Annotated in this window: 9 protein-coding genes; all 9 read left to right on the top strand. The window is 65.3% G+C overall.

Translation table 11 applies throughout. The annotated features are described in order from the left end of the window. Window positions 1–100: 100 nt before the first annotated feature. The 9 genes from GGR90_RS14005 (at window position 101) to GGR90_RS13965 (ending at window position 14,405) form a co-directional block, all read left to right on the top strand. Window positions 101–1,141: a glycoside hydrolase family 43 protein gene (locus GGR90_RS14005; protein ID WP_167922051.1), complete on the top strand. Its 1,041-nt coding sequence runs from the start codon at window positions 101–103 to the stop codon at window positions 1,139–1,141. Window positions 1,142–1,155: 14 nt separating this feature from the next. Then, window positions 1,156–3,480, top strand: a complete 2,325-nt coding sequence (locus GGR90_RS14000) for a GH92 family glycosyl hydrolase (RefSeq protein WP_167922162.1) — start codon at window positions 1,156–1,158, stop codon at window positions 3,478–3,480. Window positions 3,481–3,494: 14 nt separating this feature from the next. Then, window positions 3,495–4,934 carry a glycoside hydrolase family 125 protein gene (locus tag GGR90_RS13995; RefSeq protein WP_167922050.1) on the top strand — a complete coding sequence of 480 codons (1,440 nt, stop codon included), beginning with the start codon at window positions 3,495–3,497 and terminating at the stop codon, window positions 4,932–4,934. Window positions 4,935–4,948: 14 nt separating this feature from the next. After that, complete coding sequence (locus tag GGR90_RS13990) at window positions 4,949–7,285, top strand: GH92 family glycosyl hydrolase (protein ID WP_167922049.1); 2,337 nt, start codon at window positions 4,949–4,951, stop codon at window positions 7,283–7,285. Between the two features lie 150 nt (window positions 7,286–7,435). Then, window positions 7,436–8,356, top strand: coding sequence for an ROK family protein (locus GGR90_RS13985; RefSeq protein ID WP_167922048.1), 921 nt, complete (start codon window positions 7,436–7,438; stop codon window positions 8,354–8,356). A gap of 56 nt (window positions 8,357–8,412) precedes the next feature. Continuing rightward, a complete protein-coding gene (locus GGR90_RS13980) occupies window positions 8,413–10,752 on the top strand; it encodes a GH92 family glycosyl hydrolase (protein ID WP_245198672.1) in 2,340 nt (779 codons plus the stop codon). Window positions 10,753–10,843: 91 nt separating this feature from the next. After that, complete coding sequence (locus GGR90_RS13975; RefSeq protein WP_167922046.1) at window positions 10,844–12,652, top strand: monovalent cation:proton antiporter-2 (CPA2) family protein; 1,809 nt, start codon at window positions 10,844–10,846, stop codon at window positions 12,650–12,652. A gap of 191 nt (window positions 12,653–12,843) precedes the next feature. Further along, window positions 12,844–13,620 (top strand): SDR family NAD(P)-dependent oxidoreductase, encoded by a 777-nt coding sequence (locus GGR90_RS13970; RefSeq protein ID WP_167922045.1) that lies wholly within the window; start codon window positions 12,844–12,846, stop codon window positions 13,618–13,620. Continuing rightward, complete coding sequence (locus GGR90_RS13965) at window positions 13,614–14,405, top strand: enoyl-CoA hydratase/isomerase family protein (RefSeq protein WP_167922161.1); 792 nt, start codon at window positions 13,614–13,616, stop codon at window positions 14,403–14,405. The genes GGR90_RS13970 and GGR90_RS13965 overlap by 7 nt, the downstream gene beginning before the upstream one ends. Window positions 14,406–14,546 lie beyond the last annotated feature (141 nt).

The following is a 14,546-nucleotide window of genomic DNA, read 5'->3' as shown; positions in this document are numbered from 1 at the left end:
CCTCTTTCCGGGCGAGCTGGAAAATGCTTCGGTGGTTTGTAACGGGAAAACAGGGGAGGGACGCGAAGTGCGTGTCGGGTTGAAATCGCTGCTTCTGGGCATGGCTCTGCTGACGGGCGGCCCGGCCGCGGCCGAGAATCCGATCGTTCCGGGCTGGTATGCCGATCCTGAAATTCGCATTTTCGGCGACCGCTACTGGATCTATCCGACCTATTCGGACCATGGCGAGACGCCCGACGTCTCCAAACATTTCAGCGAACGGCAAAAAAAGCTGCGCGAACAGAAGACGGTCCGGCCCTCCTATCATTTCCAGACCTTCTTCAACGTCTTTTCATCGCCCGATCTCGTCCACTGGACGAAGCACAGCCATGCCCTCGACGTCGAGAATGTCGCCTGGGCCGCTTATGCCGTGTGGGCGCCGTCGGCGATCGAGAAGGACGGCAAATATTATCTCTTCTTCGGCGCGAACGACATCCAGTCCGACGACCAGCCCGGCGGCATCGGCGTCGCGGTCAGCGACCGTCCCGAGGGACCGTTCAAGGACGCCATCGGCAAACCGCTGATCGACGCCTTCCACAATGGCGCGCAGCCGATCGACCAGTTCGTCTTCCGCGACGACGATGGGCAGCATTATCTCTATTATGGCGGCTGGAAACATTGCAACGTCGTCCGGCTCGGCGACGACCTGACTTCGATCGAGCCCTTTGCCGACGGCACGACCTACAAGGAAATCACGCCCCCCGGCTATGTCGAGGGCTCGTTCATGGTGAAGCGGAAGGGCGTCTATTATCTGATGTGGTCGGAGGGCGGCTGGACCGGCCCCGACTATTCGGTCGCCTATGCGATGGGCCCGTCGCCGACCGGTCCGTTCAAGCCGATGGGCAAGATTCTCAGCCAGGACTTCAAGATCGCACGCGGCGCGGGCCATCATTCGGTGGTCAATGTGCCGGGCACCGACGACTGGTATATCGCCTATCATCGCCGTCCGCTCGATGAGGATTCCGGTGAGCGGCGCCAGCTCGCCATCGACCGCATGATCTTCAACGCCGACGGCACGATCGCGCCGGTGAAAATGACGAACGAGGGCGTCGCAGCGCGCCCGCTGCCGGCCCGAACGGCAAACAGGGGAGAGACGAAGTGAAGACGATCCGCAAGATGATGCTGGGCGCCGCGGCGAGCGCGCTGCTGCTCACCAGCGTCGGTGCGCCCGCGGCGCTCGCGCAATCGACCGCGAACCAGCCCGCGCTCGTCGATTACGTCAATCCGCTGATGGGCACCGATTCGAGCTATCGCCTGTCCTACGGCAACACCTATCCCGCGGTCGCCGTCCCCTTCGGCATGAACAGCTGGACCCCGGTGACGGGCGAGCCCGGCAGCGGCTGGGGCTATACCTATGACGGCGAGAAGATCAGCGGCATCAAGCAGACGCACCAGCCGAGCCCGTGGATGAACGACTATGCCGCCTTCGCGCTGATGGCGGAGACGGGCCCGGTCAAGGTCAAGCAGCAGGAACGCGGCAGCTGGTTCAGCCACAAGGCCGAGGTCGCGCGGCCTTACTCGTACAAAGTCTATCTCGCCGACTATGACGTGACCGCTGAGGTCGCGCCGACGATGCGCGCCGCGCAGTTCCGCTTCACCTTCCCCGAAAGCGACGATGCGCACATCCTGCTCGACGGGCTCGCGGGCGGCTCGATGGTCAAGGTCGATGTCAAGAACCGCCGCATCACCGGCTATGTCCGCAACAACCACGGCGGCGTGCCCGACAATTTCCACAATTATTTCGTCGCCGAATTCGACCGCGACTTCACCCTTGCGCGCACCTGGGCGGGCGACGACCAGCCGACGAACGCGCTAAGCCGCGAAGGCGATCATGTCGGCGCGGTGCTCAGCTTCAAGACCAAGAAGGACGACAAGATCCACGTCCGCGTCGCTTCCTCCTTCATCAGCCCCGAACAGGCGCTACGCAACCTGCGCACCGAAATCGGCAATGACAGCTTCGACACGACACAGGCCAAGGCGAAGGCGGAGTGGGAGAAGGAACTTTCGCGCATCCGCGTGACCGATCCCGATGCCGAAAAGATCCGCACCTTCTATTCGGCGCTCTACCGGATGCTGCAATTCCCGCGCACCTTCTATGAAAAGGACGCGAGCGGAAAGATCGTCCACTACAGCCCGTACGACGGCAAGGTGCACGACGGTTACATGTTCACCGACAATGGCTTCTGGGACACGTGGCGCGCGGTATTCCCCTTCTTCGCGCTAATGTATCCCGAACGCGACAGCCAGTTCATGCAGGGGCTGGTCAACACCTATAAGCAGGGCGGCTGGCTGCCCGAATGGGCGAGCCCCGGCTATCGCAACGTGATGATCGGGTCGAACTCGGCGAATTTGATCGCCGACGCCTATTTCAACGGCGTGCGCGGCTTCGACGTCGAGACGCTTTATGAAGCGATGATCAAGAATGCGACGACGAGCGAGGGCCGGCCGAAGGACAAGGCGGGCAAGGTCATCGCCGCGGTCGGGCGCGAGGGCGCCGAATATTACAACCGCCTCGGCTATGTCCCCTATGACGTCGGCATCAACGAGAATGCCGCGCGCACGCTCGAATATGCCACCGCCGATTTTTCGATCGCCCAGCTCGCGAAGCTGCTCGGCAAGGACGCCGATGCCAAGAAATACACCGAGCGCGCGCTCAACTACCGCAAGCTCTATGACAAGGAGAGCGGCTGGATCCGCGGCCGCAACAAGGACGGCTCGTGGGCGACCCCGTTCAACCCCTATAAATGGGGCGACGCCTTCACCGAGGGCAACGCGCTCCACTACAGCTGGGCGGTGATGCAGGATGTTCAGGGGTTGATGAACCTGATGGGCGGACGCGAGAAGTTCGTCGATCGCCTCGACGCGATCTTCACCACCCCGCCGATCTTCGACGAAAGCTATTACGGTCAGGTGATCCACGAGATCCGCGAGATGCAGATCGTCGATATGGGGCAGTACGCCCATGGCAACCAGCCGATCCAGCACATGCCCTACCTCTACAATTGGGCAGGTGCGCCGTGGAAGACGCAGCATCATGTGCGCGACATCATGGCGAAACTCTATTCGTCGGCGCCCGACGGCTATCCGGGCGACGAGGATAACGGCCAGACCTCGGCCTGGTATGTCTTCTCGGCGCTGGGTTTCTATCCGGTCGCGTCGGCGACGGGCGAATATGCGATCGGCAGCCCGCTGTTCCAGAAGGCGGAGCTGACCATGCCCAATGGCAAGACGCTGACGATCAACGCGAAGAACAACAGCGACGCGAATATCTATCTCCAGTCGGTGGCGCTCGGCGGCAAGCCGCTTACGAAGACCTATTTCACCCACCGCGCGCTGTCGCAGGGCGGCACGGTCGACTTCGTGATGGGCGCCAAGCCCAACAAGCAATGGGGCACTGCCCCCGCCGACGCGCCCTTCTCGATCAGCGCGCCGTCCAAATGATGTCGGAGATGAACATGACCCAGAGCCGCCGCGAAATCATGGCCGGCGCCGGCGCGCTCGCGCTCGCCGCCGCGATGCCCGCCGCCGCGCGCGCCGCGACCGGCAGCTTCGCCAGCAAGCGCCCCGCGCCTGCGCAGCGCGCCTTCACCAGCCCCGCGATCGAGGCCGAGATTTCGCGCGTGAAGGCGAAGATCGCCGACCCCGAACTCGCGTGGCTGTTCGAGAATTGCTACCCGAACACGCTCGACACGACGGTCCAGACGGGCACGATCGACGGCCGCCCCGACACCTTCGTCATCACCGGCGATATCGAGGCGATGTGGCTGCGCGACAGCTCGGCGCAGGTGCAACCCTATATCCACCTCGTCGCCAAGGACGCGAAGCTCAAGCGGCTGTTCCAGGGACTGATCCAGCGGCAGGCGCGCTGCATCCTGATCGATCCCTATGCCAATGCGTTCGACAAGGACCCGACCGCACCGTCGAAGCTCGAATGGTCGCAGACCGACAAGACCGAGATGAAGCCCGGCGTTGCCGAGCGCAAATGGGAAATCGACTCGCTCTGCTACGCGATGCGGCTGTCCCACGAATATTGGACGCGCACGAAGGACAAGGCGCCGTTCGACGAGACATGGTCGCGCGCGATGAAGCTTGCGGCCCAAACCTTCCGCGAACAGCAGCGCAAGGATGGGCCCGGACCGTACAAGTTCCAGCGCCCCGCGCTTCAGCCGTCGGACAGTCTGATGCTCGGCGGCTATGGCCGGCCGACGAAAAAGATCGGGCTGATTCATTCGATGTTCCGCCCGTCGGATGATGCGTGCCTCTATCCCTTCCTGATCCCGTCGAACCTGTTCGCGGTGTCGGTCCTCCGCAAGATCGCGACCGTCCATCGCGAGGCGCGCGGCGACAATGCTGCGGCAACCGACGCCGAGGCGCTCGCCGCCGAAGTCGATGCGGCGCTGAAGGCGCACGCATTGATCGACGACGGCAAGGGCGGTCAGGTGTGGGCGTATGAGATCGACGGCTTCGGCAATTACATCTTCATGGACGATGCCAATGTGCCGAGCCTGTCAGGGCTGCCGCTGATCGACGTCGTCGACAAGAAGGACCCGCTCTTCCTCCGCACCGCCGCGCTCGCCTGGTCGGATCGCAACCCCTATTTCTTCAAGGGCACGGCGGCCGAGGGCATCGGCGGCCCGCATATCGGCCTCGACATGATCTGGCCGATGTCGATCATCACCCGCGCGATGAACGCCGACGACGATGCGACGATCCTCCAGTGCCTGCGCTGGCTGAAGACCACGCACGGCGGCACCGGCTTCATGCACGAAAGCTTCCACAAGGATGATCCGAAGAACTTCACGCGCAGCTGGTTCGCGTGGGCCAACGCGCTGTTCGGCCAGTTGATCGTCGAGGTCGCCGACAAGCGCCCGGCGCTGCTCGCGCGGCCGCTGTGAGCGGAGAGGGGACGATGATCACGACCAGCCGCCGCCAGCTTCTCGCCACCACCGGCCTGCTCGCGCTCGGCGGCGCGATCCCCGCCGGCTGCTCGCGCGTCGCGGGCGGGCACGACGCCGTCGCCGTCGGCAAGCCCAATCTCTTCATCGGCACCGGCGGGCACGGCCATACCTTCCCCGGCGCGTCGCTGCCCTTCGGCATGGCGCAATTGAGCCCCGATACGAACACCCACGGCTGGGACGCCTGCTCGGGCTATCACCAGAAGGATGGCTCGATCATGGGGTTCAGCCACACGCACCTCTCGGGCACCGGCATCGGCGACATGCTCGACGTGCTCGTGGTGCCCACGCGGCGCGAACTGAAGCTCGAACCCGGAACGATCGAAAAGCCCGGCGAGGGCTTTCGCCAGCGTTACTCGGACGAACATGCCGAGCCCGGCTATTACCGCGTGAAGCTCGAGACCGGCGTGCTCGCCGAACTCACCGTCACCGAACGCTGCGGGCTGCATCGCTATCGCTTCGGCCAAGGGCCGGGCCATATCCTGATCGATTTCGCGCACGCGATCGAGGATGATTGGGACAAGGGCATCGTCGTCGAAAATGCGTCGCTCGACATCGGCGAGGACGGCATGCTCACGGGCGGGCGGCAGGTCAATCGCTGGGCGAAGGGCCGGCGCATCCATTTCGCGATGCGGATGTCGCGGCGCCCCGACCGCGTGCAATTTTTCGGCGACGACGGCACCCCCGCCCCCGATGGCGCGACGTCGATCAAGGGCAACAAGCTCAAGGTCGCCTTTTTCTTCGACGATGCCGGTGGTCCGCCGATCCTGATCAAGACCGGCCTCTCGGCGGTCGACGTAAAAGGCGCGCGCGACGCGCTGGCGCAGGAGGTTCCTGCCTGGGACTTCGACGGCGCGGTCAAGGCCGCGCGCGGCAGCTGGGCCAAGGCGCTCGGCGGCATCCGCGTGTCGGGCGGCACCGAGGCGCAGCGCGTCATCATGACGAGTGCGCTCTATCATGCGCAGCTTGCGCCGACGCTCTTCACCGACCGCGACGGCCGTTATGTCGGGCTCGACCGGCAGGTACATCAGGCCGCGAAAGGCGAGGAAGCGTTCAGCACCTATTCGCTGTGGGACACCTATCGCGCGCTCCATCCGCTCTTGACGCTGATCGACCCCGAGCGCGCCGCGCTCCTGACCCGCGACATCTGCCGCCAGACCGCGCAGAGCCCCGCCGGCCCACTCGTCTGGCCGCTGCAGGGGGTCGAGACCGCGTGCATGATCGGCTGGCACGGCGTCTCGGTGCTCGCCGAGGCGCACGCCAAAGGGATCAAGGCCGACTATGCCGCCGCCTGGCCCAATATCCGCCGCCGCGCCTTCGACCGCGATTACAAGGATATCGACAGCACGCTCGGCCGCGGCTTCTATTACGATCTCGGCTATATCCCGTGCGACGAGATATGGGAATCGGTCAGCCGGACGCAGGAATATGCCTATGACGACTGGGCGATGGCGCACCTCGCCGACGCGGTCGGCGCCAAGGACGACGCGGCGGCGCTGCGCAAGCGCGCGCAGAACTATCGCGGCGTCATCGACCCCGAAACGCGCTTCGCCCGCCCGCGCTTCAAGGACGGCAGCTGGTGGAAGGATTATGATCCGGTCCAGATCGGCCACAACGTCAAGAAATGGCGCGACTATACCGAAGCGAACGGCTGGCAGGCGACCTTCCTCAACCAGCACGACGTCTATGGCCTGATCGATCATTTCGGCGGCGACGCGGCGTTCGAGAAACAGCTCGACGCGCTGTTCAACGCGCCCTCGACCCTGCCCGACAATGCGCCGCCCGACATTTCGGGGCTCGTCGGCCAATATGCCCATGGCAACGAACCCAATCACCATGTCGCGTACATGTACGCCTATTGCGGCGCGCCCGCGAAGGCGCAGGCGATGGTCCGCCGCCTGCTCGGCGAAATGTACAAGAACGACCCCGACGGGGTGATCGGCAACGACGATTGCGGCCAGATGAGCGCGTGGTTCATCCTCTCGGCGCTCGGTTTCTACCCGGTCGATCCGGTCAGCGCGGTCTACGTATTCGGCTCGCCGCTGTTCGACGTTGCCGAGGTGACGGTGGGCGCGGGCAAGACGCTCACCGTCCGGGCAGAGGGCAACGGCCCCGACCGGCCTTACGTGCAGTCGGTGCGCTGGAACGGCCAGTCGTGGAGCAAGAACTGGATCGCGCACGCCGACCTGATCGGCGGCGGCGAACTCGTTTTCGAGATGGGCGCGAAGCCGTCCGCATTCGGCACGGCGAAAGCCGACCGTCCGCCGTCTTTCGGTTCCGCCCCCGCATGAAGCAAATTGGCGACAAGTTTTTGGTAGCGAAAAGAAAATGATAAGAACGGAATACGTTGTGAAATCTCTCCAAATCCCGTCACGTTCGGCCTTGCGATGCGGCCCGGCACGCTCCAGAAACCTCAGCGATCGAGCGAAGGGGTGGCGCTGATGGATGGTCCCGCAACAGACCGCAGCGAAGCGCGCCTGTTCGCCGGCGTCGAACTGGGCGGCACCAAGTGCATTTGCACGCTCGCTGCGGGACCGGACGACATCCGCGATCAGCAAATGATCGCGACCACCGTGCCGTCCGAAACGCTGCCCGCGATCATGGCGGTGCTCGACGGCTGGGCGCGATCGCACGGCTTTTGCAGCATCGGCGTCGCCTCATTCGGCCCGATCCGGGTCGATCCCGCAAAGGCCGATTATGGGCGGGTCGGCGCGACGAACAAGCCCGATTGGGAAGGCGCCGACCTGCTCGGCCCGCTGCGATCGGCCTTTTTGGTCCCGATCGGTTTCGACACCGACGTCAACGGCGCGGCGCTCGCCGAAATCCGCTGGGGCAGCGGGCGCGGCCTCGACGATTTCGCCTATGTGACCGTCGGCACCGGCGTCGGCGTCGGGCTGGTCGTCCACGGCAGGCCGACGCGCGGGTTCAGCCACAGCGAGATCGGCCATATCCTCGTCCCGCGCCTTGCCGGCGACGACGTGCCGAGCGTGTGCCGCTTCCACGACGATTGTGTCGAAGGCCTCGCCTCGGGCACCGCGCTCAACGCACGGTTGGGCGGGCGGCCGCTGGCGGACGTCTCCGCCGACGACCCCGTTTGGGAACCGATCGTGCACGCCCTGGCGACGATGGTGCATTCGCTCGCCTGCACGACCGGGCCGATGCGCGTCGCGATGGGCGGCGGTGTGCTCGCCGGCCAGCCGCAATTGCTCCCGCGGATCAACGCACAGCTCGAAAAGAGCCTCGCGGACTATATGCAGATCCCGGGGAATGGCGCTTATGTGATCGCTCCCGAGCTTGGAACCATGGCGGGTCCGCTTGGCGCCATCGCGCTGGCGATGGACGCGGTCGGGGTCGCGGCGTGAGCCGGGCGGGCCGCGCGCCGTTGGACAGGGCGGAGCCTTCGCGGCACAAGGGCATGATGAAACGCCTGACCGCCGCCGCCGCGCTGCTCGCCCTCCTGCCGATCCAGTCCTTCGCCGAACAACCGGCGCCCGATCCGCTCGCTTTCGTCGACCCGATGATCGGCACCGGCCCCGAAGGCCACACCTTCCCCGGCGCGACCGCGCCCTTCGGCATGGTCCAGCTGTCGCCCGACACCGACGCGACGTGCCAGATCCGCGACTGCTACGATCATGCCGCGGGCTACAGCTACAACGACCCGACGATCCAGGGTTTCAGCCACACCCATTTTTCGGGCGCGGGCCATTCGGACCTCGGCGACATTCTCGTCATGCCGCAAGTTGGCCCGGTGGATAGCGTCAAGCTCGATCCGGGCGATCCCGCCAAGCCCGGTTCGGGCTATCGCCAGCGTTTCAGCCACGACACCGAAAAAGCCAGCCCCGGCTATTATGCCGTCACGCTGGCCGACAGCGGCATCCGCGCCGAACTCACCGCGGGCACCCGCGTCGGCGTCCACCGCTACAGCTTCCCCGCGGGGAAAGAGGCGCATCTCCTCCTCGACCTCCGCTCGTCGCTCTATGATTATCCGGGCAAGATCCTCTGGTCGGGCCTCCACCTTCGTCCCGACGGCACGCTCACCGGTTTTCGCGAAACGCGTGGCTGGGCACCGGGGCGCAAGCTCTATTTCGCGATGCGCTTCTCGGCGCCGCTCAAATCCCACGCCTTCCTCGATCGCGACGAGAAGATTCCGTACAAGGGTTTCCATCCTCCCGGCCGCGGCAGCGACGCGCTCGCCGAAAAGCTCGGCAAGGCGCTCGAAGCGCGGCTTGATTTCGGCCAGCTCGACGGCCCGCTCGAAGTGCGCGTTGCGCTGTCGGGCGTCGACGAGGTCGGCGCCGTCGCCAACCTCGATGCAGAAGGCGCCGGCTTCGACGCCGTCCGCGACCGCACCGAAGGCGAATGGCGCAAAGCTCTGGGCGCGCTCGAAATCGAGGCGCCCGCGCCGATGCGCACCAATCTCTACACCGCGCTCTATCACAGCCTGCTCGCGCCGAGCGTGTGGAGCGACGTCGACGGACGCTATCGCGGCCCCGACGATCAGGTCCATACCGCGAAGGATTTCACCTTCCGCTCGACCTTTTCGCTGTGGGACACGTTCCGCGCGCAGCACCCGCTGCTGACGCTCGTCCAGCCGGGCAAAACCAACAGCGACATCGTCAAATCGCTCGTCGCGAGCCGCAAGGCGAGCCCGCACGGCATCCTGCCCGTCTGGCAGTTCCACGGACGCGAAACCTGGACGATGATCGGCTATCACGCGGTCCCGGTGATCGCCGACGCCTATCTGAAGGGCGTGGGCGATTTCGACGCGAACGAGGCCCTGGACGCCATGGTCGCGAGCGCCGAATATGCCCCCTATGGCGGGCTCGGCGACTATATGAAGCTCGGCTATGTCGCGATCGACCGCGAGCCCGAGGCGGCGTCGAAGACGGTCGAATATGCCTATGACGACTGGACGATCGCGCGGATGGCCGAAAAGATGGGCCGCAAGGACATCGCCGACCGCTTCTACAAGCGTGCCGGTTACTGGCGGAACAGCTTCGATGCGAAGACCGGCTGGCTGCGCGCGCGCAAGGCCGACGGCAGCTTCCGCACACCCTTCGATCCGACCGCGATCAACTATGGCTCGGACTATACCGAAGGCAATGCGTGGCAATATTCGTGGTTCGTGCCCCAGGATCAGGCCGGGCTCTTCCGCATCCTCGGCGGCGACGCCAAGACGATCGCCAAGCTCGACGCGATGTTCGACTATGACATCTCGAAGCTCGACTATAGCCATGCCGAGGATATCGCCGGGCTGATCGGCCAATATATCCATGGCAACGAACCGAGCCACCATGTCGCCTATCTCTACGCCTATGCCGGCGCCCCGTGGCGGACGCAGGAGCGGCTGAAGCAGATCGTCGACAGCCAGTATAAACCCACCCCCGACGGCCTGTCGGGCAACGACGACCTCGGCCAGATGTCGGCGTGGCTCGTCTTTACCAGCCTCGGCTTCTATCCGGTCGCGCCGGGATCGAACCAATATGTGATCGGCCGCCCCTTCGTCGACCGCGCGGTGCTTAACCTACCCGGCGGTAAACGTTTCACGGTCGAAACGGTCGGCCTCTCCGACGCCAACCCCTATGTCGGCAAGGTCGAGCTCAACGGCAAGCCGCTCGCGCGCAGCTGGATTTCGGACGCCGAAATCCGCAGCGGCGGCACGCTCCGCTTCACGATGCAGACGAAGCCCGATGCCGAATGGGGCAAGGCGGCGGCGGCGCGCCCCTATTCGCTCTCGACCGCGCGCGCCGCGCCCTGACCCGGCGCTGGCAGGCCGGCGCTCCTTGCTCTAAGCCTCGATTCGAACCCGTCTTTCCGCGCGGGTTCCGGGTCGGATAAGGGGACGGGCGATGGCCGCCGAAACAGCACATGCCGCCGAGGCAGCCGCGCACGGGTTCGACCTGTTGCCGATCGTCATCCTGCTCGGCGCCGCCGTCGTCGCGGTGCCCTTGTTCAAGCGGCTCGGCCTCGGCTCGGTGCTCGGCTATCTCGCGGCCGGGCTCGCGATCGGTCCCTTCGGGCTGGCGCTGTTCTCCGATGCGCAGACGATCCTTCACGTCGCCGAACTCGGCGTCGTCATGTTCCTCTTCATCATCGGGCTCGAGATGCAGCCGTCACGGCTGTGGGCGATGCGCGGCGAGATTTTCGGGCTCGGCGCGGCGCAGGTCGGCGGCGCGATCGCGCTGCTGATCTGCGTCGGGCTCGCGCTCGGTTATCCGGTCGCGGCGAGCTTCGTCGCGGGCACCGGCTTCGTGCTCACCTCGACCGCGATCGTCATGCAGATGCTCGACGAGCGGCGCGAGATGGGCCAGCCCAAGGGGCGGCGGATCATCGCGATCCTGCTGCTCGAGGATCTGGCGATCGTGCCCTTGCTCGCGCTCACCGCCTTCCTCGCACCGGGCGGCGAAGCGGTGTCGATGACCGACCGCCTGGTCGCGGTCGCGATCGGCCTGGGAGCGATCACCGGGCTGATCCTCGCGGGCCGCTATCTGCTCGACCCGATGTTCCGCCTGCTCGGGCGCGCGAAGGCGCGCGAGGTGATGACCGCCGCGGCGCTGCTCGTCGTCCTTGGCGCCGCGCTGGCGATGCAGCTCGCGGGGCTGTCGATGGCGATGGGCGCCTTCCTCGCCGGCGTGCTCCTTTCCGAATCTTCCTTCCGCCATCAGCTCGAAGCCGACGTCGAACCGTTCCGCGGCGTCTTGCTCGGCCTCTTCTTCCTCGGCGTCGGCATGGCGCTCGACCTCAATATCGTCGCCGCCAACGCGGGGCTGATCGCGATTTCGGTCACCGCCTATATGACGCTGAAGATCATCGTCATCTACATCGTCGCGCGGCTGTTCAAGAGCGGCCATGCCGAAGCGGTCGAGCGCGCGGTGCTGATGGCGCAGGGCGGCGAATTCGCCTTCGTGCTCTATGCCGCGGCGGCGGGCGTCGGGATCATCGATGCGGAAAGCAACGCGACCCTGACCGCGATCATCATCGTGTCGATGGTGCTGACCCCGATCATGATCATCCTGCACGATCGCTTCATGCCGCGCGTGGAGGACACGGCGGAAGACCTCGACGTCGCCGACAATCTCAGCGCCAGCATATTGATGATCGGCTTCGGGCGCTTCGGCCAGATCGTCAGCCAGCCGCTCTTCGCCAACGGCTGCTCGATCTCGCTGATCGACACCGACACGATCGCGATCCGCGAATCCTTGGCCTTCGGTTTCAAGATTTATTACGGCGACGGCACACGGCTCGACATCCTTCACGCCGCCGGCGCACAGAAGGCGCGGATGATCATCGTCGCGACCGACGACCGCGAAACGACGCTCAAGATTGTCGAGCTGGTGAAGGCCGAGTTTCCGCATACCCCCTTGCTGGCGCGCGCGTTCGACCGCGAACATGCGATCGAGCTGGTCCACGCCAACGCCGACTATATGGTGCGCGAAACCTTCGAATCGGCGCTGGTGATGGCGGAAGAGGCGCTGCGCCGGCTCGAAGTCGACGAGGAAGCGATCGGCGACATCATGGAGGAAACGCGGCGGCGCGATCAGGAACGGTTCGATATCGAAATCTGCGGCGGCGTCTACGCCAGCCGGCATCTGATCCAGGGCAATGTCCCGGTCGAGGATCGCGATCAATATATCGTCAAGCCCGGCAGAGGGCGCTGACCGGACCTTTATCCCCCGCCCGCCGCGCTCGGCAGCCGCGACGGGGGATGAGGTTTGTTGTGCACAAGAAGAACATTAAGAGAACAAAATAGGATCGTCAACCCCTTTGTCACGCTTTTCCTTCCAGTCCTGCCCGTTGACGTAAACGTCAATCGCGACCAATGCGTAGCAAACGAAGGAAAGGGAAGATGATGGCCGAGCAACCGAAGTTCGATCTGACGGGACGCGTCGCGCTGGTAACCGGAGCGTCATCCGGGCTCGGCGCGGGCTTCGCCAGGGCGCTTGCCGCCGCGGGCGCTAAGGTCGTGCTCGCCGCTCGCCGCGCCGACAAACTCGCCGAGCAGGTCGCGGCGATCGAAGCGGCGGGCGGGCAGGCGGTCGCGGTCAGCATGGACGTCACCGACGAAGCGTCGACCAAAGCCGCCTATGACGCCGCCGAGGCCGCTTTCGGCACCGTCGATACCATTGTCGCCAACGCCGGCGTCGCGACCGAGAAGATGGCGATGGGGCTGTCGGTCGACGAGGTCGACTTTCTGCTCGCCGCCAACGTCCGCGGCGTCTTCCTGACCGCGACCGAAGGCGCCAAGCGGCTCGACAAGGCGGGCAGCCGCGAAAGGCAGAACGGCCGCATCGTCCTGATCGGGTCGATCACCGCCGAGAAGGTCTTTCCCGCGACCTCGGTCTATGGCGCGACCAAGGCGGCGGTGCGTCATTTGGGCAAGGCGCTCGCGCGCGAATGGGCGCGGCGCGGGATCAGCGTCAATGTCATCCAGCCCGGCTATTTCGAATCCGAAATGACCGCCGAATTGTTCGAAAGCGACACCGGCGCCGCGATGGTGAAGAGCTTTCCGCGCCAGCGGATGCGGCCGCCGAGTGACCTCCACGCGCCGCTGCTACTGCTCTGCTCGGATGCCGCGCTCGGCATTACGGGCAGCGTCATCACCATCGACGACGGGCAGACATTGTGAGCGAACTGCTGGTCGAACGCCGCGGCGCGGTCGAGATCGCGACGCTCAACCGGCCCGAACGCCTCAATGCGCTGAACGAGGGACTGGTCGACGAACTCAATGCCTATTTCGGCGGCCTCGCCGACCGCCCTGAGGTGCGCGTCGTGATCCTGCGCGGTGCCGGGCGCGGTTTTTGCGCCGGGCTCGACATTCAGGAAGACCGGTCGTCGGGCGAAACACCGGTGCTCCGCACGCTGCGCACCCAGACCAGCATCGGCAACATCTATCGCAAGATGCGCGCCTGTCCGCAGCCGGTCATCGCGCTCGGCCAAGGCGCGGCGTGCGGCGGCGGGCTGTCGCTGCTGCTCGCCTCCGACGTGCGTTACGCGGCGCCGTCGTTCCGTTGCAACGCCGCCTATATTCGCATCGGCCTCGGCGGCTGCGACATGGCGTCGAGCTATTTCCTGCCTCGTCTGGTCGGCGCCAGCCTCGCGTCCGAAATGATCCTGACCGGCCGCTTCATCGACGCCGAGCGCGCGCTGCGCGTGGGGCTCGTCAGCGAAATCGTCGAGGAAGAGGCATTGCTCGATCGCGGCCTCGCGCTCGCCGACGAGATGCTTGCGACCGCGCCCTATGGCCTGCGTCTTTCGAAACAGGCGCTGAACCTCAACATCGACGCGCCCAGCCTCGAGGCCGCGATGGCGATCGAGGATCGGCAGCAGGTGATCCTTTCGGCGACCGAAGATCATCGCGAGGCGCTCGCCGCCTTCCTCGAAAAACGCGCCCCGGACTATCGCGGACGATAAGGTCAAGCGATCCCGCATCGCCCATTGACTCGGCAATATATTGACATAGTAAGTGCCATATCCCGAGGGGGTGGGAGTGATGGCAGTACGCTGGAGGACCACTAGGCTGGGTCGCATAGGCGGGTCCCGGCGTGCTGCCAT

The sequence above is a fragment of the Sphingopyxis italica genome (genome assembly GCF_011926545.1).
Taxonomy (GTDB): Bacteria; Pseudomonadota; Alphaproteobacteria; order Sphingomonadales; family Sphingomonadaceae; genus Sphingopyxis; species Sphingopyxis italica.
This window is presented reverse-complemented; position numbering and strand designations above follow the sequence as displayed.